A 24,784-nucleotide genomic window follows, 5' to 3' on the forward strand; every position below is an offset into this window, starting at 1 on the left:
GAATGAAAAAGACAAAACAACAACTAGAAAAAATTACCAAATATTCGATTCGTAAGCTCACTGTTGGGGTAGGTCCTGTAGCTATCGGGGCCTTCCTTTTTGGTGCCAGTACCTTTTTAGTAGATAAGGTGCAAGCCAATGAAATTGGTGGTGTTCATAGTGTGCATTACCGTTATCTGGCGGAGCAGGAATTAACCGAGTCTGAAAAAGCCTTGATTCACCATGAGGTCCCTACAGAATTTCAAGATGAAGATATTATTTATGTAGTTTATCGCAAGAAGGAGACTAACAGTCAACAACTTCCATACACAGGAAGTAAGGAGCTTGCTTTGGCAGGTCTTGGATTGGCAACAGCCTCACTAGCGGTTCTATTAGTTTCCAAGAAACACCGTAGTAAAGTACTTGGTATTCTGTTAATTAGCTCTATCGGCGTCAGCAATTTTGTACCTTTTACTGCCTTTGCATTTGAAAATAAAGAGTTACTTTCGTATAACCAAACTATTTCTGCATCTACACATGAAGGTTTGGCTAAAGGTGTTATTCATATTGAAGGATATGAGTATGTTGGTTACTTTAAAGAATCAAAATCTAGTACCAATACAAGCAGTAAAAAAGGTGAGTCGGTAGTTGAAGAACCACAGACGGAATATACAGGCAAGATAGAAGCTAAAGGCACTCAGGAACCAGACAAAGAGGGAGAGTCCTTAGTTCAAGAGCCACAGTCAGAATATACAGGCAAGATTGAAGCTAAAGGAATTCAGGAACCAGGTAAAGAGGGAGAGTCCTTAGTTCAAGAGCCACAGTCAGAATATACAGGCAAGATTGAAGCTAAAGGTACTCAGGAGCCAGGCAAAGAGGGAGAATCCTTAGTTCAAGAACCACAGGCGGAATATACAGGCAAGATTGAAGCTAAAGGCACTCAGGAACCAGGCAAAGAGGGAGAGTCCTTAGTTCAAGAGCCACAGTCAGAATATACAGGCAAGATTGAAGCTAAAGGTACTCAGGAGCCAGGCAAAGAGGGAGAATCCTTAGTTCAAGAACAACAGGCGGAATATACAGGCAAGATTGAAGCTAAAGGTACTCAGGAGCCAGGTAAAGAAGGTGAGTCGGTAGTTCAAGAAAAGTTACCTGAATATAAAGTAACTGAGGGCGCGGTTACGAAAGAAACTACTACGGAGATTGACTATAAGACAGAAATTATCGAAGATCCAACCAAGTATACGGATGAAGAAACTGTCGTCCAAGATGGAGAAAAGGGTAGTCAAATTACCAAAACGACTTATAAGACTATTGAGGGTGTTGAGACTGACCAAGTTTTAAATACAGCTACAACTGTCATCAAAGAACCGGTCACTAAAAAAATAAGTCGTGGTACGAAACCAATTGAAGGAACTCTGGTAGAAGAAAGTTTTGAAAAGATTCCGTTTAAGGAAAAGGTTGAAGAAGATGATCAACTGAAAAAAGGTGAAAGAGTTACTGTCAAAGAAGGAAAAGACGGACAGAAAAAGGTTATAAAGACTTATAAGACAATTAAAGGACTGAAGACTGAAGAAGCACCAAAAGTTGTCGAACAGGTTTTGGAGTTAGATCAAGACCGTATCGTTAAATTAGGAACTAAAAACTTTGAAAAACCAATTTTAAGTTTGTCGCTTATCGATGTTAAAGATTTAAAACGAACATCTCAAATTCGTTACAATTTGGAAAATCCAAGTAAGGCAGCCATTAAATCTATTACCTTAACTCTGAAAAAAGGTGATGAGATTGTCAAAACCTTGAATGTTTCACCAGACGACTTGACAACTACCCTGACAGATTTACAGTACTACAAGGATTATAAACTTGAAACGAAGATGGTTTATGACCGTGGTGAGGGTGATGAAGAAGAAGTTCTAAGGGAAGAACCACTAAGAATTGACCTCAAAAAAGTTGAAGTCAAAAACATCAAAGAAACAAGCTTGATGAGTGTGGATGATGCTGGTGTTGAAACGGATAGTAGCTTCTTAACTTCTGTTCCAACTGATGTAAAACCATACTATCTAAAAATCGCTACGCATGATAATAAGGTGACCCGTCTTGCTGTGGATAAAATCGAAGAAGTTACTGTCGATGGAAAAACACTATACAAGGTCACTGCTAAAGCTCCTGATCTAGTTCAGCATACTAATGGTAATGAACTCAGTGAAGAATATGTTCATTATTTTGCCAAGCCAAAATCTCACGAAGAGAATGTCTACTACGATTTCAATGAATTGGTAAAAGCAATGCAAGCTAATCGTAAGGGGACGTTTAAGCTTGGTGCAGATTTGAACGCAGCAAATGTTCCAACTCCAAATAAACAATATGTACCAGGTGTATTTAATGGTCATTTAACAAGTGTTGATGGAAAACAGTATACCATTCATAATATCGCTCGACCATTGTTTGAGCGCATTGAGAATGCTTCTGTGAAGAATATCAATCTTGGCAATGTGAATATTAATATGCCTTGGGCAGAAAATATTGCACCTGTTGCAAGAATTGTTAAAAATGCTGTAATCGAAAATGTCAAAGTTACAGGCCATATTATTGCGAAAAATGATATTGCTGGTGTGGTTAATAAATTAGATGGTGAGGGCGCTAAAGTTAATAATGTTGCTTTCATTGGTAAAATTGATGGTGTTGGGGATAAAGGATGGAATCTTGCTGGTATTGTGGGTGAGATTTGGAAAGGCCATGCGAATAAAACATATGTAGAAGCTGATATTACAGCAACTAAGGCCCGGGCTGCTGGTCTTGCGTCTACTGTTGACAATAGTTCGGACCCTAATGGCACCGGTAAATATGGGACTGTACGAAATTCAGTCGCTAAAGGAACAATTAAAGTTAAATCACCTGTAGATGTTGGAGGTTTCATCAGTAAGAACTGGGTATGGGGCAAACTTGAAAATAATGTTTCAATGATGAAAGTTGAGAACGGTGAAGAATTCTATGGTTCCGGTGATATTGATTACGATGGGGGATACTTCACGAATAATGCTCTTGAAAGAAACTTTGTTGTAAAAGATGTTAGTGCAGGTAAACATTCGTTCAAATATTCTCGTTCACATAGAATTAGAGAAATTAGTCTCGAAGAAGCTAATACCAAGATTGATGCAATGGGAATCACTGCTGATAAGTTTGAAATTAAACCTCTAATTGAGGACACTCTCAACAATACAAAATCATTAGATGAGACCTATAAAGATACTCAAGATTACAGAATTGACCGTGAACTTGCTTATCGCAATATCGAAAAATTACAACCGTTCTACAATAAAGAGTGGATTGTCAATCAGGCCAATAAATTGGAAGCCAGTTCAAACTTGGTTACGAAAGAAGTTCTTTCTGTTACAGGTTTGAAAAATGGACAGTTTGTAACTGACTTGTCAGATGTTGATCATATTATGATTCATTATGCTGATGGTACTAAGGAAGAAAAAGTTGTCACACGTAAAGCTGATTCTCAAGTCCAACAAGTTCGTGAATATAGTATCGAAGGTCTTGGTGACGTCGTTTATACACCGAATATGGTTGTTAAAGATAGAACACAATTAATCAACGATATTAAAGCAAAATTAGCAGGTGTTGAATTGATTTCACCTGAAGTACGTGCGTTAATGGACAAACGTGGTAAAGCCGAAGAAAATACTGATGGTCGTAAAGATGGTTATATTAAAAATCTATTCCTTGAAGAAAGCTTTGAAGAAACGAAAGCTAATTTGGATAAATTAGTCAAAGCTTTAGCCGAAAACGAAGACCATCAATTGAATAGTGATGAAGCTGCCATGAAAGCTCTTCTTAAAAAAGTAGAAGACAACAAAGCTAAAATTATGATGGCTCTTACTTATTTAAATCGTTATTATGGATTTAAATACAATGATATGAGCATTAAAGATCTTATGATGTTCAAGCCTGATTTTTATGGTAAGAACGTTAGCGTTATTGATAGATTGATTCAAATTGGTTCACGTGAACATTTCTTGAAAGGAGACCGAACTCAAGATGCTTATCGTGATGTGATTGCGGGAGCAACAGGTAAAGGTAATTTAAATGACTTCTTAACATATAACATGAAACTCTTTACAGAAGATACTGATATGAATGTATGGTATAAGAAATCTATTTCTCATACTAACTATGTAGTTGAGAAACAATCATCTAACCCTGATTTTGCTAATAAGAAATATCACTTATATGAAAACTTAAATAACGGTGAACATGGTCGATACATTTTACCACTTCTTAATACGAAGAAGGCTCACATGTTCTTAATTTCAACGTACAATACGCTAGCGTTTAGTGCATTTGAGAAATATGGTAAGAATACAGAATCTGAACGTGAAGCGTTTAAGAAAGAAATCGATTTACGTGCACAAGAGCAAATTAATTACTTAGACTTCTGGTCAAGACTTGCTGCTGATAATGTACGTAATCAATTGTTGAAATCTGAAAATATGGTTCCATCAGCAATTTGGGATAACCAAGATGTTCCAGGTAATGGATGGTCTGACCGAATGGGTCATAATAAGAATGGTGACTATGCTCCAGTTCGTGAGTTCTATGGACCTACAGGTAAATGGCACGGATATAACGGTATGGGTGCGTATGCTTATATCTTTTCTAACCCACAAAATTCAGAGGCTGTATACTACATCATCTCTAGTATGATTAGTGATTATGGTACATCTGCATTCACTCACGAAACAACTCATATCAATGACCGTATGGCCTACTTAGGAACATGGCGTCACCGTGAAGGGACAGATATTGAATCATTTGCTCAAGGTATGCTACAATCGCCATCTCTTACAAACTATAATGGTGAATATGGTTCACTTGGATTAAATATGGCGTACGAACGTAAAAATGATGGTACACAAATTTATAACTATGATCCTAATATGTTAAGTAGTCGTGAGAAGATTGATCACTACATGAAGAACTATAACGAATCAATGATGATGCTTGATTACTTAGAAGCAGAATCTGTCATCAAGAAAAATACTGGAACTAACGATAAGTGGTTCAAGAAAATCGATAAGAAATATCGCGAAAAAGCGAGCTATAATAAGTTAGAAGGTGCACCACACCAATGGGATTTAGTTCGTGATTTAAATGATGATGAGAAGAGTATGAAACTGACAGCTATTGATCAACTTGTAGATAACAACTTCGCTACTAAACACGGGCTACCAGGTAATGGTCATTACCGTACTGAAGGATTCGATTCTGCTTATACTGTTGTGAATATGATGACTGGTATTTACGGTGGTAACACAAGTAAGAGTACGGCTGGCTCAATCTCATTCAAACACAATACATTCCGTATGTGGGGCTACTACGGTTACCTTGATGGATTCTTAGGGTATGCATCTAACAAGTATAAACAAGAATCTAAAGCAGCCGGTAACGTAGGTCTAGGTGATGACTTTATCATCCAAAAAGTTTCTAAAGGTAGATTTAATACATTAGAAGAGTGGAAGAAAGAATGGTATAAAGAAGTCAGAGCTAAAGCTGAGAAAGGTTTTGTAGAAATTGAAATTGATGGTCAAAAGATTTCAACATATGAAAAACTTCAAGAGCTATTCGATGCTGCAGTTGAAAAAGACCTTCAAGGTAATAAATTTGATAATACAGTGAATCTTAAATGGAAAGTTTACAAACAACTCTTGCAGAAATCAGACGGATTTACTGGAGATTTATTCACTAAATAGTAGATAGGACTAGTAAAATGAAAAAAGGTAGATCAGCTTTGTCTGTATCTGCCTTTTTGTGCTATACTTAAGATATGCATAGAAAAACAGTGATTGATTTTAGGGCTTTGGGGGAGAGATACACCTTTACCCAGCCTATCAAAGAGTTAAAAACGAGAGATTTATCAGAAGTGGCAGACTTGCTGGCACAAGTGGAAAGCTACCAAGAGCAAGGCTATTATGTAGTGGGCTATGTCAGCTACGAGGCTGCACCTGCATTTGAGGAGAAATTAGCAGTTCATAAAGCTCCTTTACTGGCAGAGTATCTGCTATATTTTACAGTTCATGACAGGGTAGAAACATCGCCTATTCCTCTGACTTATGAGGAAGTAGATCTGCCTTCAAAGTGGCGGGAAGTAACGTCTGCAGCAGACTATGAAAAAGCTATTGCCCAGATTCACCATCATTTGCGTCAGGGGGACACCTACCAGGTAAATTACACTGTCCAACTCAAGCAAGACTTGAGTGTCAATCCTTTTGCCATTTATAATCGTATGGTGGTAGAGCAGGAGGCGGGCTACAATGCCTATGTTGAACATGATGAGATGGCAGTGATTTCCATGAGTCCAGAGCTCTTTTTTGAGCAAAATGACCGGGAATTAACGACTCGCCCAATGAAGGGAACAACCCAGCGGGGAGTGACTAACCAAGAAGATTTAGAACAGGCTAGTTGGCTAGAACAGGATCCTAAAAATCGTTCTGAAAATATGATGATTGTGGATCTTTTGCGCAACGATATGAACCGTATTTCTGAGGTGGGGAGTGAGCACGTGGAGCGTCTGTGTCAGGTGGAGCAGTATTCAACTGTTTGGCAGATGACTTCGACCATCAAGAGTCAGTTACGACCGGATGTTGAGCTAGTTGAAATCTTCCGTTCGCTCTTTCCATGTGGTTCCATCACAGGAGCACCGAAAATTGCGACCATGGAAATCATCAAGAACTTGGAGCCTCAACCCAGAGGAGTTTACTGCGGAACGATTGGTCTCTTGCTTCCAAATGGACGACGGATTTTCAATGTCGCCATTCGGACCATTCAACTCTATATGGGCCAAGCTATCTATGGAGTTGGAGGCGGGATTACTTGGGATAGTACTTGGGAGTCTGAATACCGTGAAGTTCATCAAAAGGCGGCTGTACTCTATCGTAAACAACCACGTTTCCAATTGATTACAACTGGGAAAATCAGCAAAAAACAACTGCTGTTTGAAGATCAACATCTGGAAAGACTGACAAAGGCGAGCCGTTATTTTGCCTATCTTTTTGATCCGGAAGACCTGAGACAAAAGATAGAGGAAGAGTGTCAGGCTTGTGATGCTAATCAAGACTACCGTTTGCGAATTACCCTCAGCAAGTCTGGAGAGATAGAACTCAGTCGTCAAGTATTAACACCCCTTAGTCCTAGTTTCTGTCAGGCTCAACTTTGTCTGCAAGAAGCTGATTTGCAGCAAGCATTTACCTACTTCAAAACCACTCACAGACCGCACTTGAGCATAGGGGAACAGGAAATCATTTACCATAATGTGGCAGGAGAGCTATTGGAAACGTCTATCGGGAATCTAGTTCTGAAAATTGCTGGAGAACTCTACACACCGCCTACCAGTCTAGGAATTTTGCCAGGAATTTATCGTCAGCATTTGCTGGAAACAGGACAGGTAAAAGAGAAAATTATGACTTTGGAAGACCTGAACCAAGCAGAAGCTATCTATGGCTGTAACGCAGTCAGAGGTTTGTATGAGTTGGAAGTGATATAACTATAGGTTTTCAATTAAGTTTTAGATTTATTTGTTAATATTTAATATTTGATTTGAAAGCAAAATTAAATATATGGTATACTATAAGTATAAATCAATAAAAATAATGGAGATTTTTATGAAAAAATCAAAAAAAATTTTAGTAACCAGCTTAGCAACTGCAACACTGGGACTTATTGCATTATCAGATACAACTGGAGACTTTCCTTTTTCGGCTCAGCATGTTTCTGCTCAAGAAAAGGATGCATCTAAAAATGGTAAGGTTGTAAAAGAGAATACAACTTCGGCATCAAATCAAGCTGAAAAATCAAAAACACCAGCGCAAAATCCTGCTGAGAAACCAAAAACACCAGCACCGAAACCAGAACCAAAACCAGCGCCAAAGCCAGCGCCGAAACCAGCTGAGAAACCGAAAACACCAGCGCAAAACCCTGCTGAGAAACCTAAAAATACAAGTCCTAAAGAGGATAAGTCCAAATCTACAGCTCAGTCTGGTTGGGTAGGCTCATCGTACTATGAAAATGGTACTAAAGTTACTAATAAGTGGATTTTTGATAAAAAAGCTAATTCTTATTTCTATCTAAATGCTTCGGGAAACTATGTCCAAAATGCTTGGGTAGGCAATTACTATCTTAAATCAGATGGTAAAATGGCTAAGAGTGAATGGATTTATGATAAGAACTATGGTTCATAATACTACCTAACAACAGAAGGTAGCTATGCTCGTAACACTTGGTCAGGCAACTACTATTTGAAATCAAATGGTAAGATGGCTAAGAGTGAGTGGGTTTATGATAAGAACTATGCTTCGTACTACTACTTGACTTCAGAGGGAAGTTACGCTCGTAATACTTGGGTAGGAAATTACTATCTTAAATCAAACGGTAAGATGGCTAAGAATGAATGGATTTATGACACAAATTCCCTCTCTTACTATTATCTAACCGCAGAAGGTAGCTATGCTCGTAACAAATGGGAAGGTAATTATTATCTCAAATCAGATGGTAGGATGGCTAAAAGTCAGTGGGTAGATGGTGGCCGTTATTATGTTGGTCCGAATGGTCTATGGCTACCAAAGTCAACAGATGGGAATCCATACTCAGCAGCTTTAAATGAAGCAAAAAGTTATAATAGGAGTCATTATTCAAAAAAAAGAATTTATAAATTATTAATTCTTTTTGGGTTTAATAGTGATGTTGCACAATACACTATCGATCATTTGTATGCAGATTATAAGGCAAATGCCTTAGCTACAGCAAGGGATTATCGTAAATATACTAACCTCTCAAAAACAGAAATTCATAGGAGACTACTCTCATCCTCATATTTTACTGGTGAATTTACAGAAGAAGAAGCAAACTATGCCATTCAACATTTAGGTGACTAATTTTTACAAATAGTGAAGCAAATGAGATGTTTTAATTTTGGCTTGTAGCCTGCAAACCTTTGCACAAAAGAGACGATTTTGTTATACTATACCTGTAAGCATTTTCAATTAAAAAGGAGAAGACGATGAGTCAAAAGATTATTGGGATTGACCTTGGTGGAACATCTATCAAGTTTGCAATTTTAACTCAAGAGGGAGAAATCCAAGAAAAATGGTCTATCAAGACTAATATTTTGGATGAAGGAAGCCATATTGTAGATGATATGATTGAGTCTATTCAACATCGTTTGGACTTGCTTGGATTGTCAGCTACGGATTTCCGAGGGATTGGGATGGGATCACCTGGTGTGGTTGACCGTGAAAAAGGGACTGTTATCGGTGCCTACAACCTCAACTGGAAAACCCTTCAACCAATTAAAGAAAAGATTGAAAAAGCCTTGGGTATTCCATTCTTCATCGATAATGATGCCAACGTAGCTGCTCTTGGTGAGCGCTGGATGGGTGCTGGTGAAAACCAACCAGACGTTGTCTTTATGACACTTGGTACAGGTGTTGGTGGTGGTATCGTGGCAGAAGGCAAATTGCTTCACGGTGTTGCTGGTGCAGCAGGAGAGCTTGGCCACATCACTGTTGACTTTGACCAACCAATCGCTTGTACTTGTGGTAAGAAAGGCTGTCTTGAGACAGTTGCTTCTGCAACAGGGATTGTCAACTTGACACGTCGTTATGCTGATGAATACGAAGGCGATGCAGCCTTGAAACGCTTGATTGATGACGGTGAAGAAGTAACTGCTAAAACTGTTTTTGACTTGGCTAAAGAAGGGGACGACCTTGCCTTGATCGTTTACCGTAACTTCTCACGTTACTTGGGTATCGCGTGTGCTAACATCGGCTCAATCCTAAACCCATCAACAATCGTTATCGGTGGTGGTGTATCAGCTGCGGGAGAATTCCTTCTCCAAGGTGTTCAAAAGGTCTACGACGAAAACACCTTCCCACAAGTACGTACATCAACAAAATTAGCTCTTGCAACTCTAGGAAATGACGCTGGAGTTATTGGAGCAGCATCACTTGTATTGCAATAAGATCATAAAAGGAGGAAAAACACTACTTTAAAGCCAGTGATTTTCCTCCTTTCTTTTTTTATGCTATACTAGTTAAGACTATAAATGAGGTGAGAGTAAATGACAAAAGCTGATACGATTTTTAAAGAAAATATTGAACGAATCCTCAAAGACGGTGTCTTTTCTGAGCAGGCTCGTCCCAAGTACAAAGATGGAACTATTGCCAATTCTAAGTATGTGACTGGTGCTTTTGCAGAGTATGACTTGGCAAAAGGGGAATTTCCCATCACAACCCTACGTCCCATTGCGATCAAATCTGCCATCAAGGAAGTACTCTGGATTTACCAAGATCAGTCTAATAGCCTAGATGTTCTCAATGATAAGTACAATGTTCACTACTGGAATGACTGGGAAGTGGGCGATACGGGAACCATCGGTGAACGCTATGGGGCGGTCGTTAAGAAACACGATATCATTAACAAGATTCTCAAGCAGTTGGAAGCCAATCCCTGGAACCGCCGCAATATCATCTCTCTCTGGGATTACCAAGCTTTTGAGGAGACAGATGGTCTTCTTCCATGCGCCTTTCAGACCATGTTTGATGTCCGTCGGGTTGATGGGGACATCTATCTGGATGCGACCTTGACCCAGCGTTCGAATGATATGCTGGTGGCCCACCACATCAATGCTATGCAGTATGTGGCTCTTCAAATGATGATTGCCAAGCATTTTGGCTGGAAGGTTGGGAAGTTTTTCTATTTTATCAACAACCTTCATATCTATGATAATCAGTTTGAACAAGCAGAGGAATTGCTCCGCCGTGAGCCGTCAAACTGCCAACCTCGCTTGGTTTTAAATGTTCCAGATGGGACCAATTTTTTTGATATCAAAGCAGAAGATTTTGAGTTGGTTGACTATGATCCGGTTAAGCCACAGCTGAAGTTTGACCTAGCTATTTAATACTCTTCGAAAATCTCTTCAAACCACGTCAGCGTCGCCTTACCGTAGATATGGTCACTGACTTCGTCAGTTCTATCTACAACCTCAAAGCAGTGCTTTAAGCAACCTGAGGCTAGCTTCCTAGTTTGCGCTCTTTGATTTTCATTGAGTATAAAAGAAAATAAAAAGAAGTTGAGATTTCTCAACTTCTTTTGTTGCTTAATGTGATACGCGGCGGCGAGCTGCTTTTTTGCGGTTTTCTTCGATGAAAGCTGCTTTTTGCTCTTCTGGCTCAATCACTTTCTTTTTAATTGCGTATACTGCACCTGCAACGGCAGCGACAGTTCCTGCGACACCTGTTACAAGACCTTTAGCGAATCCTTTAGCCATGAGTCTTCCTCCTTTATCTTCCCGATCAGCCAGGCTCCCCAAGTGGTAGCATTTTTCTGACTGACCTTTTTGTGATATAATAATAGTAACGAAAAAATGGAAATTTTTCAAGGAAAAAAGATGAAAACAAAAATAATTGTGATTGTTGGACCGACTGCTGTTGGGAAAACTGCCCTTGCTATTGAAGTGGGCAAGCGCTTTGGTGGAGAGGTAGTCAGTGGTGACAGTCAGCAAGTATACAGAAGGCTAGATATTGGGACAGCCAAGGCCAGTCCAGAGGAGCAAGCTGCTGCTCCTCATCATTTGATTGATGTCAGAGAGGTGACCGAGTCTTACTCGGCTTTTGATTTTGTTTCAGAAGCTAAAAAGGCTATAGAAGACATTCAAAGTCGAGGAAAACTAGCTATTATCGCTGGAGGAACAGGGCTTTATATTCAGAGCTTCTTGGAAGGCTACCATCTAGGTGGGGAAACACCTCATGAGGAGATTGTAGCTTATCGGGCTAGTTTGGAGCCTTATTCAGATGAGGAATTAGCCCATCATGTGGAGCAAGCAGGTCTTGAAATTCCTCAGTTTAACCGTCGTCGTGCCATGCGTGCCTTGGAAATCGCCCATTTTGGTCAGGATTTGGAAAATCAAGAAAGTCCTTATGAACCACTGATTATCTGCTTGGATGATGAGCGAAGTCAGCTTTATGAACGTATCAACCACCGAGTGGATCTGATGTTTGAGGCTGGACTTTTGGATGAGGCTAAGTGGCTCTTTGACCATTATCCAGATGTGCAGGCAGCCAAAGGCATTGGCTACAAGGAACTCTTTCCTTATTTCCGTGGGGAGCAAACTCTTGAGGAAGCCAGCGATAGTCTCAAACAGGCGACCCGCCGTTTTGCTAAGCGTCAGTTGACCTGGTTCCGTAATCGCATGCAGGTGACCTTTTATCAGATCGGAGAGTCTGGCGTGAAGGACCGCATTTTAAGTCAGATTGAGGAGTTTTTAAATGATTGAAACGGAGAAAAAAGAGGAACGAGTCCTGCTGATTGGTGTTGAGCTGCAGGGCATGGATAATTTTGACCTCTCCATGGAAGAGTTGGCCAGTCTGGCTAAGACTGCTGGAGCAGTCGTAGTAGATAGTTACAGACAAAAACGTGAAAAATATGATTCCAAGACTTTTGTTGGATCTGGTAAGTTGGAAGAAATTGCTCAAATGGTGGATGCAGAAGAAATTACGACTGTCATCGTCAACAACCGTCTGACACCTCGTCAAAATGTCAACTTAGAGGAAGTGTTGGGTGTTAAAGTTATTGACCGTATGCAGTTGATTTTGGATATCTTTGCCATGAGAGCTCGAAGCCATGAAGGAAAACTCCAAGTTCATTTGGCTCAGCTTAAATACCTCCTACCTCGTCTAGTCGGTCAAGGGATTATGCTTAGCCGTCAGGCAGGGGGAATTGGTTCCCGTGGTCCAGGTGAAAGCCAGCTGGAACTGAATCGTCGTAGTGTTCGCAACCAAATCACAGATATCGAACGCCAACTCAAAGTGGTTGAGAAAAACCGGGCGACAGTTCGAGAAAAACGCTTGGAGTCAAGCATCTTTAAGATTGGCTTGATTGGTTATACCAATGCTGGGAAATCGACCATTATGAATACTCTGACCAGTAAGACCCAGTATGAGGCAGATGAGTTGTTTGCGACTTTGGATGCGACGACTAAAAGCATCCATCTGGGAGGCAATCTTCAGGTAACCTTGACAGATACTGTTGGGTTTATCCAAGATTTGCCAACAGAATTGGTGTCCAGTTTCAAGTCAACCTTGGAAGAAAGCAAGCATGTGGACCTTCTGGTTCATGTCATTGATGCTAGCAATCCTTACCACGAAGAGCATGAAAAAACGGTTCTGTCTATTGTGAAAGACTTAGACATGGAGGATATTCCTCGCCTGACTCTTTATAATAAAGCGGATTTGGTGGAGGACTTTATGCCTACTCAAACGCCATATGCTCTGATTTCAGCAAAGTCTAAAGATAGTCGAGAACAGTTGCAGGCTTTACTGCTAGATAAAATCAAGGAAATTTTTGAATCATTTACCCTGCGCCTGCCTTTTTCTAAATCTTACAAGATTCATGATTTGGAAAGTGTTGCGATTCTTGAAGAACGTGACTACCAAGATGATGGAGAAGTCATCAGAGGCTACATTTCCGAGAAAAATAAATGGAGATTAGAAGAATTTTATGACTGATATCAAATCATTAGCTCTCAAGTATGGTGGCTATACAAGTTTAGACAAGGTCTATCTGGACCAGCTTTTAGCTGGTAGGTCTGAAGAGGAGCAACTAGTTCTCATTACACCTCCACCCAGCGTAGTGAATGCCTACTTTGCCGAGCTGTACCAGAAAAAGAGCCCAGAGGCTGCGACCGATTATTTTGCGGAAGTCAGTAAAGAACTAAATCTTTACAATGTTGAACCAAGTTTCACGGAAGAAAGCAAGCCCTTTATTCGCCTCAATCTATCTGGTAAATCCTTTGGATTTTGCTACGAGAAAGAAGGACTAGGTCGCATTTTCTCAGAGACTGAGGAAGCAATTACGGATGAATTACTCTTTGAGATAGCGCAAATTTTTCCCCATCAGCTAGTTTTTGTGGAGTCTGGTAAGATTTACATGAAGGCTTTAGGAGATGAGGAAGTTGTTAATGTAGAAAGTCTTACAGTTTTGACAGACCTGGAAACCTTAGCAGATGGTCGTAAGCGTCTAAAGGGCTACAGCCAAGAGGATTTACTACAAGAAGCTAGAGCTTTTTCTGGCAAGCTTTATTATCGCTCGGAAAACCGCACTGCTATGTTATATATTGATTAATTAGAAAGCATCGAATGGATATTCAATTTTTAGGAACGGGGGCAGGTCAGCCCTCTAAAGCCCGCAATGTTTCAAGTCTCGCCCTGAAACTCTTGGACGAGATTAACGAAGTTTGGCTCTTTGACTGCGGAGAAGGAACGCAAAATCGCATTCTGGAAACTACAATTCGACCACGAAAGATCAGCAAAATCTTTATTACTCACTTGCATGGAGACCATATCTTTGGTTTGCCAGGCTTTCTCTCTAGCCGTGCCTTTCAGGCTAATGAAGAGCAGACAGATTTGGAAATCTATGGACCGCAAGGCATTAAATCTTTTGTTTTAACCAGTCTTCGTGTGTCAGGTTCTCGTCTGCCTTACCGCATTCATTTCCATGAGTTTGACCAAAATTCTCTAGGGAAAATCCTTGAAACCGATAAATTCACTGTGTATGCAGAGGAGCTGGACCACACTATTTTCTGTGTTGGTTATCGTGTCATGCAAAAGGACCTAGATGGAACCTTGGATGCTGAAAAACTTAAGGCTGCTGGTGTTCCATTTGGCCCGCTTTTTGGAAAAATCAAAAACGGTCAGGATGTTGTTTTGGATGATGGGACTGAAATCAAGGCGGCAGACTATATCTCAGCTCCCCGTCCTGGTAAGATTATCACCATACTTGGTGACACCCGCAAAACCAATGCTAGTGTGCGTCTGGCTGTTAATGCCGATGTCCTGGTCCATGAGTCCACTTATGGCAAGGGTGATGAAAAAATTGCCCGTAATCACGGTCACTCAACCAATATGCAGGCTGCACAAGTAGCGGCAGAAGCAGGAGTCAAACGCCTCTTGCTCAACCATATCAGTGCCCGCTTCCTCTCAAAAGATATTAGTCAACTTAAGAAAGATGCTGCAACTGTTTTTGAGAATGTCCATGTGGTTAAAGACTTGGAAGAAGTGGAAATCTAAAAGATCGAAAAAGGATAAGTATGCGAACAATTCTCATTACCGGAGCTAGCGGTGGCTTAGCCCAAGAAATGGTCAAACTCTTGCCAAATGACCAACTCATCTTACTAGGTAGAAACAAGGAAAAACTAGCTCAACTCTATGGAAATCATGCCCATGTGGAATTAATTGAAATCGACATTACTGATGACTCAGCCCTAGAATCTCTGGTAGCTGACCTCTATCTCCGTTATGGCAAGATTGATGTTTTAATTAACAACGCTGGTTACGGAATTTTTGAAGATTTTGACAAGATTTCTGATCAAGACATTCATCAAATGTTTGAGGTTAATACCTTTGCTCTCATGAATTTGTCTCGTTTGGTTGCTTCTCGTATGAAGGAGATTCGAAAAGGTCATATCATCAATATCGTCAGCATGGCAGGTTTGATAGCGACTAGCAAGTCTAGTCTTTACTCAGCAACCAAGTTTGCGGCTATTGGATTTTCAAACGCTCTGCGTCTCGAACTGATGCCCTATGGTGTCTATCTAACGACGGTCAATCCAGGACCGATTCGTACTGCCTTTTTTGACCAGGCAGACCCAGATGGGACCTACCTCAAGTCGGTTGACCGCTTTCTCTTAGAACCAGATGCAGTCGCTAGAAAGATTGTCAAAACCATAGGAAAAAACAAACGCGAGCTCAATCTCCCAGCCTTGCTAAATTTAGCTCATAAATTTTATACCCTCTTTCCTAAGTTAGCAGATAAGTTGGCAGGGGGAATCTTTAATTATAAGTAAAAGAAGTTCCTTACAAAAGGAACTTTTTTATAATATTGAACTGAGTGTCAAACATTTGTTTGTTCTTGTTCTAAATCTACATTCACATTTTTTGAATCTTCTACAAATTTTAGAAAAAACAATCAAAAATATGATTTTTTGTGTTTAGGGTATTGAAATTTCCTATATTATTTTATAAAATAAGGATAAAAGGCTATGAAAAAGTAATACGCTTACAAAAGAAATGGAAGCGGTTACTAAAGGAGGATTTTATGGAAAAAGGCCATTGGAATCGTAAAAGAGTCTACAGCATTCGTAAGTTTGCCGTAGGAGCTTGCTCTGTCATGATTGGAACCTGTGCGGTTCTATTTGGAGGAAGTGTCATTGGAGAATCACCAGTTTTCGCGGATGAAACTCCAATTACTCACACTGTTGAACAAGCAAAAGAGGAAAGTCCGGCAGTGGAGGAAAAAGAAAATCAAGCTGTAGAAGAGCACAAGGATGCTGCAAGTGCCGACCAAAGTCAAGCTGCTCCAATTGAAGCAAGCAAAGCCGAGAAGAAAGAAGAGGAACCTGTAGCTCAAAAAGAGGAGAAAGCATCTCTAAAGCCTGAAGAAACAGCTCCAAAGGTAGAATCTCAAGCTTCAAGTCAAGAAAAGCCTGTCAAGGAAGAGTTGAAAGCTGCGACAAATGAAGAAGTGAATCAAATGATTGAAGATAGAAAAGTGAATTTTAATCAAAATTGGCACTTCAAAATCAATGCGAACTCTAAAGAAGCTGTGAAACCAGATGCAGATGTATCAACATGGCAAAAATTGGATTTACCACACGACTGGAGTATCTTTAACGATTTTGACCATCAATCACCTGCTCAAAACGAAGGTGGACAGCTAAATGGTGGTGAAGCTTGGTATCGCAAGACCTTTAAACTTGATGAAAAAGATCTCAAGAAGAATGTTCGTGTGACATTTGATGGTGTCTACATGGACTCTCAAGTCTATGTCAATGGCCAGTTAGTGGGACATTATCCAAATGGTTATAACCAGTTCTCATATGATATTACCAAATACCTCCACAAAGATGGTCGTGAGAATGTGATTGCTGTCCATGCTGTCAACAAACAACCAAGTAGCCGTTGGTACTCAGGTAGTGGTATCTACCGTGATGTGACCTTGCAAGTGACAGATAAGGTTCATGTTGAGAAAAATGGGACAACCATCTTAACACCAAAACTAGAACAACAGCAACATGGCAAGGTTGAGACTCATGTAACCAGCAAAATTGTCAATACAGACGATAAAGACCATGAACTTGTAGCAGAGTATCAAATCGTTGAACGAGGTGGGCAGGCTGTTACTGGATTGGTTCGTACAGCGAGTCGTACCTTGAAAGCGCATGAATCTACAAGTCTTGATGCTATTTTGGAAGTCGAACAACCAAAACTCTGGACAGTTTTAAATGACAAACCTGCCTTGTACGAATTGATTACGCGTGTATACCGTGATGGTCAGTTGGTAGATGCTAAGAAAGATTTGTTTGGTTACCGTTACTATCACTGGACGCCAAATGAAGGCTTCTCTTTGAATGGTGAACGCATTAAATTCCATGGTGTTTCTTTGCACCATGACCACGGAGCGCTTGGAGCAGAAGAAAATTATAAAGCAGAATACCGTCGTCTCAAACAAATGAAGGAGATGGGTGTTAACGCCATCCGAACAACTCATAACCCTGCAAGTCCACAGACCTTGCAAATCGCAGCAGAACTTGGTTTGCTGGTTCAGGAAGAGGCTTTTGATACGTGGTATGGTGGTAAGAAACCTTATGACTACGGACGTTTCTTTGAAAAAGATGCCACTCACCCAGAAGCTCGAAAAGGTGAAAAATGGTCTGACTACGATCTTCGTACCATGGTCGAAAGAGGCAAAAACAACCCTGCTATCTTCATGTGGTCAATTGGTAATGAAATCGGTGAAGCTAATGGGGATGCCCACTCTCTAGCAACTGTAAAACGTCTGGTCAAAGTTATCAAGGATGTTGATAAGACTCGTTACGTTACCATGGGAGCAGATAAGTTCCGTTTCGGTAATGGTAGTGGTGGACATGAGAAAATTGCTGATGAACTGGATGCGGTTGGATTCAACTATTCTGAAGACAACTACAAAGCTCTTCGTGCAAAACATCCTAACTGGTTGATTTACGGTTCTGAGACATCTTCAGCTACGCGTACACGTGGAAGTTACTATCGCCCTGAACAGGAATTGAAACATAGTAACGGACCTGAGCGTAATTACGAACAGTCCGATTATGGAAATGACCGTGTTGGTTGGGGTAAAACTGCAACCGCTTCATGGACTTTTGACCGTGACAATGCTGGTTACGCAGGACAATTTATCTGGACCGGTACAGACTATATTGGGGAGCCTACACCATGGCACAACCAAAACCATACACCAGTTAAGAGTTCTTACTTTGGTATTGTAGATACAGCGGGTATTCCAAAACATGACTTCTACCTCTACCAAAGCCAATGGGTTTCTGTCAAGAAGAAACAAATGGTTCACCTCCTTCCTCACTGGAACTGGGAGAATAGAGACTTGGCCTCTAAAGTAGAAGATGCACAAGGAAAGATTCCAGTTCGTGCTTATTCTAACGCTGCAAGTGTTGAATTGTTCTTGAACGGTCAATCTCTTGGAGTTAAGACTTTCAACAAAAAACAAACTAGCGATGGACGAACTTACCAAGAGGGTGCCAATGCCAAGGAACTCTACCTTGAGTGGAAGGTTGCTTACCAACCAGGTACTTTAGAAGCAGTAGCTCGTGATGAAGCTGGTAAAGAAATTGCACGTGATAAGATCACTACTGCAGGCCAACCAGCAGGTGTTCGTCTCGTCAAGGAAGAACACGCAATCGCAGCAGATGGAAAAGACTTGACCTACATCTACTACGAAATTGTTGACAGCCAAGGGAATGTAGTCCCAACTGCTAATAATCTGGTTCGCTTCCAATTGCATGGTCAAGGTCAACTTGTCGGTGTAGATAATGGGGAACAAGCCAGCCGTGAACGTTATAAGGCACAACCAGATGGTTCTTGGATCCGCAGAGCCTTTAACGGTAAAGGGGTTGCCATTGTTAAATCAACTGAGCAAGCAGGTAAATTCACCCTTACTGCCCATTCAGATCTCTTGAAATCTAGTCAAGTAACGGTCTTTACTGGTAAAAAAGAAGACCAAGAAAAGACTGTTCTCGGGACAGAAGTACCAAAAGTACGTACTGTTATTGAGAAAGAGCCAAAAATGCCGAAGACAGTCGGTTTTATCTACAGTGATGGCAGTCGTGAAAAACGTCCAGTAACTTGGTCTTCAGTTGATGTGAGCCAAGCAGGAGTTGTGACTGTTAAAGGTATGGCAGATGGACGCGAAGTTGAGGCTCGTGTCGAAATTCTAGCAATCGCAAATGAGCTTCCAACTGTTAAGCGTGTTGCTCCAGGAACAGACTTGAGCGCTGTTGACAAATACGTTTCTATTGCTGTTACGGATGGAAGCGTTCAAGAATACGAAGTTGATAAGTGGGAGATTGCGGAAGCAGATAAAGCTAAACTGTCAGTTGCAGGATCACGTATTCCAATGACTGGCCAACTAGGTGGTGAGACTATTCACGCTACCCTTGTAGTGGGAGACGGTGATGTTGCAGCACCTGTAGTGCCAAATGTAACTATAGGTGGCGAATCTGTCACTGGTCTTACTACTCAAAATCCAATGCAATATCGAACTCTTGCTTACGGTGCATCCTTGCCAGAAGTTGTAGCAAGTGCTGAAAATGCGGATGTTACTGTAGTCCAAGCAAGTGCAGCAAACGGCATGCGTGCAAGTATCTATGTTCAACCAAAAGATGGTGGTCCTCTTCAAACCTATGCAATTCAATTCCTTGAAGAAGCACCAAAAATTGACCATTTGAGCTTACAAGTAGAGAAAGCTGACGGTCTTAAAGAAGATCAAACAGTGAAATTGTCTGTACTCGCTCACTATCAAGACGGAACCCAAGCAGTTTTACCAGCTGATAAAGTAACCTTCTCTACAAGTGGTGAAGGGGAAGTCGCAGTTCGTAAGGGAATGCTTGAATTGCATAAGCCAGGAGCAGTCACTCTGAAAGCGGAATATGAGGGAGCTAAAGGCCAAGTTGAACTCACTATCCAAGCCAATACTGAGACGAAGGTTGCGCAATCTATCCGTCCAGTAAATGTAGTGACAGACTTGCATCAAGAACCTACTCTTCCAACAACAGTAACTGTTGAGTATGACAAAGGTTTCCCTAAAACTCATAAAGTCATTTGGCAAGCTATTCCGAAAGAAAAACTAGACTCCTATCAAACATTTGAAGTACTAGGTAAAGTTGAAGGAATTGACCTTGAAGCGCGTGCTAAAGTCTCTGTAGAAGGTATCGTTTCAGTTGAAGAAGTCAGTGTGACAACACCAATCGCAGAAGCGCCACAATTACCAGAAAGTGTTCGTACTTACGATTCAAATGGTCACGTTTCATCAGCTAAGGTTACATGGGATACGATTCGTCCAGACCAATACGCCAAGGAAGGTGTCTTTACAGTCAATGGTCGCCTAGAAGGTACGCAATTAACAACTAAACTTCATGTTCGCGTATCTGCTCAAACTGAGAAGGGAGCAAATATTTCTGACCAATGGACCGGTTCAGAATTGCCACTTGCCTTTGCTTCAGACTCAAATCCAACTGATCCTGTTTCAAACGTCAACGATAAATTGATTTCCTTTAATGACCGCCCAGCTAACCGTTGGACAAACTGGAACCGTACTAATCCAGAAGCTTCAGTTGGTGTCCTATTCGGAGACTCAGGTATTTTGAGCAAACGTTCAGTTGATAATCTAAGTGTCGGATTCCACGAAGACCACGGAGTTGGTGTACCGAAGTCTTATGTGATTGAATATTATGTCGGTAAGACCGTTCCAACAGCCCCTAAAAACCCTAGCTTTGTAGGTGAGGAAAACCATGCCTTTAATGATCCTGCAAACTGGAAAGAGGTAAGCAATCTCAAAGCACCAGCTCAATTAAAAGCTGGAGAAATGAATCATTTCAGTTTTGATAAAGTTGAGACCTATGCGGTTCGCATTCGTATGGTTCGACTTGATAGCAAGAAAGGAACATCTATCACAGAGGTACAAATCTTTGCGAAACAAGTTGCGGCAGCCAAACAAGGACAAACGAGAATCCAAGTTGACGGTAAAGACTTAGCAAACTTCAACCCTGATTTGACAGACTACTATCTTGAGTCTGTAGATGGAAAAGTTCCTGCAGTAACAGCAAGTGTTAGCAACAATGGTCTTGCGACGGTTGTTCCAAGCGTTCGTGAAGGTGAGCCAGTTCGTGTCATCGCGAAAGCTGAAAATGGTGACATCTTAGGAGAATACCGTCTACATTTCACTAAGGACAAGGACTTACTTTCTCGTAAACCTCTTGCTGCGGTTAAACAAGCACGTTTGGTACAAGTAGGTCAACCACTTGAATTTCCAACTAAGGTTCCGGTTTACTTCACAGGTAAAGATGGCTATGAAACAAAAGACTTGGCAGTTGAATGGGAAGAAGTTCCAGCAGAAAATCTGACAAAAGCAGGTCAATTTACTGTTCGAGGTCGTGTCCTTGGTAGTGACCTCGTTGCGGAATTCTCTGTACGAGTGACAGACAAACTTGGTGAGGCCCTCTCAGAAAACCCTAACTATGATGAAAATAGTAACCAAGCCTTTGCCTCAGCAACTAATGATATTGACGACAGTTCTCATGACCGTGTTGACTATATCAATGATAGAGATCATTCTGAAAATCGTCGTTGGACAAACTGGTCTCCAACACCATCTTCTAATCCAGAAGTATCAGCGGGAGTGATCTTCCGTGAAAATGGTAAGATTGTAGAACGGACTGTTGCTCAAGCTAAACTTCACTTCTTTGCAGATAGTGGTACGGATGCACCATCTAAACTCGTTTTAGAACGCTATGTCGGTCCAGAGTTTGAAGTGCCAACCTACTATTCAAACTACCAAGCCTACGACGCAGACCATCCATTCAACAATCCAGAAAATTGGGAAGCTGTTCCTTATCGTGCGGATAAAGACATTGAAGCCGGTGATGAAATTAACGTTACCTTTAAAGCTGTCAAAGCCAAAGCCATGAGATGGCGTATGGAGCGCAAAGCGGATAAGAAGGGTGTTGCGATAATTGAGATGACCTTCCTTGCTCCAAGCGAATTGCCTCAAGAAAGCACTCAATCGAAGATTCTTGTAGATGGAAAAGAACTTCCTGATTTCGCTGAAAACCGTCAAGACTATCAAGTAACTTATAGCGGACAACGTCCAAAAGTTTCAGTTGAGGAAACAGACCAAGTGGCTTCAACGGTTGTAGATAGCGGAGACGATAGCCTTCCAGTACTTGTTCGTCTTGTTTCAGAAAGTGGAAAACAAGTCAAGGAATACCGTATCCAGTTGACCAAGGAAAAACCAGTTTCTGAGAAGACAGTTGCTGCTGTACAAGAAGAACTTCCAAAACTCGAATTTGTTGAAAACGATTTGGCCTACAAGACAGTTGAGAAAAAGGATTCAACGCTGTATCTAGGAGAAACTCGAGTAGAACAAGAAGGAGTAGTTGGTAAGGAACGTATCTTCACATCGATGAATCCTGACGGCACTAAGGAAGAAAAACTTCGCGAAGTGGTAGAGGCTCCGAAAGACCGCATCGTCTTGGTCGGAACAAAACCAGGAACCGCTCTTCCAGAAGACGAAGTGAAGAACCTAGTCCTTAACAGACCAGAACTTGTAGTTGAAGAAGAAACCATTGACTTCAAGGTTCAGGAGCGTAAGACTGATAAGTTCTACCTAGGAGAAACTCGTGTTGTCCAAGAAGGTCAAAAAGGTATCCGTCTTCACTTGATTGAAGTGGAAAATGGAAAACGTCAGCTTAAAGAAACTTACGATAAAGTCGCTGTTCAAGATCGTATAGTAGAAGTTGGAACAAAACCAGGAACTTCTCTTCCGGAAGACGAAGTGAAAAATCTCGTTCTTAATCTTCCAGAGCTTATCTCAGAAGAAGAAATCATAGATTTCAAAGTTCAGGAACAAAAGAATGATAAGCTTCCAGCGGGTCAAACTCGCATCCTTCAAGAAGGAAGACAAGGTATTCGTGTTCATTTAATCGAAGTTGAAAATGGTAAGCGAACTGAAAAAGAAAGCTATGATAAAGTTATGGCTCAGGATCGCATCGTCGAAGTCGGTACAGCTGGTGAAATGACCAAACCAGTACCTCAAGAAGCAACAAAACCACAAGTAACAGAAAAAGCAGATACAAAAGAAATTGCTTCAAGTAAAGCTAATCAAGCTCAAAAAGAGCAGTTGCCAAATACAGGAAGTGCAGCAAGCCAAGCAGCAGTAGCAGCAGGTTTAGCTCTTCTAGGTTTTGGGGCAGGATTAGTCGCCACTAAAGGCAAAAAAGAAGATTAAGTTTTTTAAACGGTATCTTTTACTAAATTTGTAACACGTTTTAAAAGTAGAAACAAGTGTCAATAGAAATTGGCACTTGTTTTTTTGTAACTGACCCTGTTTCTACTACCGGATACAAGTGGATAGTTGCCACTTACTGAAATGCTATTGTTTTTGCGACGAAATCCTCTATAATAGGTGACAAATAAAAAAGGAGATGTTGCATATGATTGAAACAAGATTACAAGATAAATTGAAGTCAGGTTTGGAGGTAGAAAATTTTCAAAAAGATGGCGATATCTATCTGTCTCTTAATCCAGAATATCTATCTGGAGATAATGCTAAATACATGACCATGTATAACCGTTTGGCTCGCTGGTATGATATGAGTGAGAAATGGATAGGGCCGCTTCTCCACGGCAAGGCAATTGACAAGTTGAGAAAGGATCTGATGGAGGAAATAGAATGGAAAGATAATTTATCTGTTCTTTACGTCTCTATCGGTACTGGTCAAGACCTCCGTTATATTCCTGAGACAATTGACCTGAAAAGTTTAGACTTTGTAGGGGTGGATATTTCTATCAGTATGCTTAAAAAATGCCAGAAATCTTGCGCTAAAAAGACCAATCTGCAACTTTTCCATGCTTGCGCGGAGGATCTCCCCTTTGCGGATAATAGTTTTGACATTGTCTACCATATTGGCGGAATCAATTTTTTCAATGATAAGGCTAAAGCTATGCAGGAAATGCTACGAGTGGCGAAGCCAGGGACTAAGATTTTAATTGCAGATGAGACGGCTGACTATGTGGATCAACAATATAAGAAAAATCATTTTAGTAAGGATTATTTCAAAGATGCTACTGTTGATTTGAGTGAAATTGAGAATGCTGTTCCAAGCGAAGTTAAGGAAAAGGAATTAAAACTTCTATGGGATGGCAAATTCTACGCCTTAACATTTAGGAAATAAGAAAAGTATCTTGGTAGTGCATAGAAAACAAGGTATGAAGATAAAAATATTCCCTCGGACAGCTGTCTGAGGGAATGTTTTTATGGGAGCATCATCAATTCGACAATCATAGCTATGTAGATAATCAGGGTAAGGAGAAAACCTGCTCTCCAGAAGAATTTGATGAATTTAGGGTAATAAAAACTTCGTTTTTTGACAAGGAAAAAGACTACAAGGAGGATTGCTAGGAGTGAAAGGGCAACACCAAGTCGCGGTAGAAAGTTGTGGGTAAAGGCTTTGGCAGTAATCAGATAGTACTCAAATACCAAAAGTGGAAAAGCTAGATCCGCGAAATTAAATCCTATTTTCCTAAGTCCGAAAAGCTTGGCGACAATAAAGCAAACCACCAAGGTTAATATCAATAATAAAATAGATGCTATTTTCATTAAAATCATACTCATATTGTATCATAAAAAATTACTAAAGGAAACGAGA

General features: G+C 40.7%; 13 protein-coding genes and 1 pseudogene. 12 read left to right on the plus strand and 2 right to left on the minus strand.

Going from position 1 to position 24,784, the window contains the following annotated elements:
- The first annotated feature begins 2 nt into the window (after window positions 1–2).
- The 5 genes and pseudogenes from ACIY19_RS05100 (at window position 3) to ACIY19_RS05120 (ending at window position 10,933) form a co-directional block, all read left to right on the plus strand.
- Window positions 3–5,732: a ZmpA/ZmpB/ZmpC family metallo-endopeptidase gene (locus tag ACIY19_RS05100; RefSeq protein ID WP_409002851.1), complete on the plus strand. Its 5,730-nt coding sequence runs from the start codon at window positions 3–5 to the stop codon at window positions 5,730–5,732.
- Between the two features lie 74 nt (window positions 5,733–5,806).
- Window positions 5,807–7,522 carry an aminodeoxychorismate synthase component I gene (gene pabB, locus ACIY19_RS05105; RefSeq protein WP_049505271.1) on the plus strand — a complete coding sequence of 572 codons (1,716 nt, stop codon included), beginning with the start codon at window positions 5,807–5,809 and terminating at the stop codon, window positions 7,520–7,522.
- A gap of 118 nt (window positions 7,523–7,640) precedes the next feature.
- Window positions 7,641–8,909: pseudogene (locus tag ACIY19_RS05110) on the plus strand (Ltp family lipoprotein).
- Between the two features lie 125 nt (window positions 8,910–9,034).
- Window positions 9,035–9,994, plus strand: a complete 960-nt coding sequence (locus ACIY19_RS05115) for an ROK family glucokinase (RefSeq protein ID WP_000078551.1) — start codon at window positions 9,035–9,037, stop codon at window positions 9,992–9,994.
- A 99-nt stretch (window positions 9,995–10,093) separates the two neighbouring features.
- Window positions 10,094–10,933 carry a thymidylate synthase gene (locus ACIY19_RS05120; protein ID WP_409002852.1) on the plus strand — a complete coding sequence of 280 codons (840 nt, stop codon included), beginning with the start codon at window positions 10,094–10,096 and terminating at the stop codon, window positions 10,931–10,933.
- Between the two features lie 198 nt (window positions 10,934–11,131).
- Here the strand turns inward: ACIY19_RS05120 and ACIY19_RS05125 are convergent, their stop codons facing one another.
- Window positions 11,132–11,302, minus strand: a complete 171-nt coding sequence (locus ACIY19_RS05125; protein ID WP_001051782.1) for a DUF3042 family protein — start codon at window positions 11,300–11,302, stop codon at window positions 11,132–11,134.
- 120 nt (window positions 11,303–11,422) lie between these two features.
- Here ACIY19_RS05125 and miaA point away from each other — a divergent pair, with 120 nt between their 5' ends.
- From miaA to ACIY19_RS05160, 7 genes are all read left to right on the plus strand, one after another.
- Window positions 11,423–12,307 (plus strand): tRNA (adenosine(37)-N6)-dimethylallyltransferase MiaA, encoded by an 885-nt coding sequence (gene miaA, locus ACIY19_RS05130; RefSeq protein ID WP_409002853.1) that lies wholly within the window; start codon window positions 11,423–11,425, stop codon window positions 12,305–12,307.
- Window positions 12,300–13,538 (plus strand): GTPase HflX, encoded by a 1,239-nt coding sequence (gene hflX / locus ACIY19_RS05135; RefSeq protein ID WP_000573172.1) that lies wholly within the window; start codon window positions 12,300–12,302, stop codon window positions 13,536–13,538. The genes miaA and hflX overlap by 8 nt, the downstream gene beginning before the upstream one ends.
- Complete coding sequence (locus tag ACIY19_RS05140; RefSeq protein ID WP_409002854.1) at window positions 13,531–14,154, plus strand: cystathionine beta-lyase; 624 nt, start codon at window positions 13,531–13,533, stop codon at window positions 14,152–14,154. The genes hflX and ACIY19_RS05140 overlap by 8 nt, the downstream gene beginning before the upstream one ends.
- A 14-nt stretch (window positions 14,155–14,168) precedes the next feature.
- Entirely contained in the window at window positions 14,169–15,098 is a 930-nt protein-coding gene (gene rnz / locus ACIY19_RS05145; protein ID WP_409002855.1) for a ribonuclease Z, read from the plus strand.
- Window positions 15,099–15,118: 20 nt separating this feature from the next.
- Window positions 15,119–15,874, plus strand: coding sequence for an SDR family NAD(P)-dependent oxidoreductase (locus ACIY19_RS05150; protein WP_409002856.1), 756 nt, complete (start codon window positions 15,119–15,121; stop codon window positions 15,872–15,874).
- Window positions 15,875–16,125: 251 nt separating this feature from the next.
- Window positions 16,126–23,364 (plus strand): LPXTG-anchored adhesin/beta-galactosidase BgaA, encoded by a 7,239-nt coding sequence (bgaA, locus tag ACIY19_RS05155; RefSeq protein ID WP_409002857.1) that lies wholly within the window; start codon window positions 16,126–16,128, stop codon window positions 23,362–23,364.
- A 205-nt stretch (window positions 23,365–23,569) separates the two neighbouring features.
- The gene (locus ACIY19_RS05160) at window positions 23,570–24,310 is read left to right on the plus strand and encodes a class I SAM-dependent methyltransferase (protein WP_409002858.1); all 741 of its coding nucleotides are present in this window, start codon (window positions 23,570–23,572) and stop codon (window positions 24,308–24,310) included.
- Window positions 24,311–24,390: 80 nt separating this feature from the next.
- On the opposite strand, the gene ACIY19_RS05165 is transcribed toward ACIY19_RS05160, so the two are convergent.
- A complete protein-coding gene (locus ACIY19_RS05165) occupies window positions 24,391–24,750 on the minus strand; it encodes a DUF3397 domain-containing protein (protein WP_409002859.1) in 360 nt (119 codons plus the stop codon).
- Window positions 24,751–24,784: the final 34 nt, after the last annotated feature.

Source organism: Streptococcus sp. ST14 (assembly GCF_046098195.1).
Lineage (GTDB): Bacteria > Bacillota > Bacilli > Lactobacillales > Streptococcaceae > Streptococcus.

Bases quoted from the DNA above. Each gene is read 5' to 3' on its own strand.
- ACIY19_RS05100 (WP_409002851.1), top strand. From the start codon at position 3: ATGAAAAAGACAAAACAACAACTAGAAAAAATTACCAAATATTCGATT.
- pabB (WP_049505271.1), top strand. From the start codon at position 5,807: ATGCATAGAAAAACAGTGATTGATTTTAGGGCTTTGGGGGAGAGATAC.
- ACIY19_RS05115 (WP_000078551.1), top strand. From the start codon at position 9,035: ATGAGTCAAAAGATTATTGGGATTGACCTTGGTGGAACATCTATCAAG.
- ACIY19_RS05120 (WP_409002852.1), top strand. From the start codon at position 10,094: ATGACAAAAGCTGATACGATTTTTAAAGAAAATATTGAACGAATCCTC.
- ACIY19_RS05125 (WP_001051782.1), bottom strand. From the start codon at position 11,302: ATGGCTAAAGGATTCGCTAAAGGTCTTGTAACAGGTGTCGCAGGAACT.
- miaA (WP_409002853.1), top strand. From the start codon at position 11,423: ATGAAAACAAAAATAATTGTGATTGTTGGACCGACTGCTGTTGGGAAA.
- hflX (WP_000573172.1), top strand. From the start codon at position 12,300: ATGATTGAAACGGAGAAAAAAGAGGAACGAGTCCTGCTGATTGGTGTT.
- ACIY19_RS05140 (WP_409002854.1), top strand. From the start codon at position 13,531: ATGACTGATATCAAATCATTAGCTCTCAAGTATGGTGGCTATACAAGT.
- rnz (WP_409002855.1), top strand. From the start codon at position 14,169: ATGGATATTCAATTTTTAGGAACGGGGGCAGGTCAGCCCTCTAAAGCC.
- ACIY19_RS05150 (WP_409002856.1), top strand. From the start codon at position 15,119: ATGCGAACAATTCTCATTACCGGAGCTAGCGGTGGCTTAGCCCAAGAA.
- bgaA (WP_409002857.1), top strand. From the start codon at position 16,126: ATGGAAAAAGGCCATTGGAATCGTAAAAGAGTCTACAGCATTCGTAAG.
- ACIY19_RS05160 (WP_409002858.1), top strand. From the start codon at position 23,570: ATGATTGAAACAAGATTACAAGATAAATTGAAGTCAGGTTTGGAGGTA.
- ACIY19_RS05165 (WP_409002859.1), bottom strand. From the start codon at position 24,750: ATGAGTATGATTTTAATGAAAATAGCATCTATTTTATTATTGATATTA.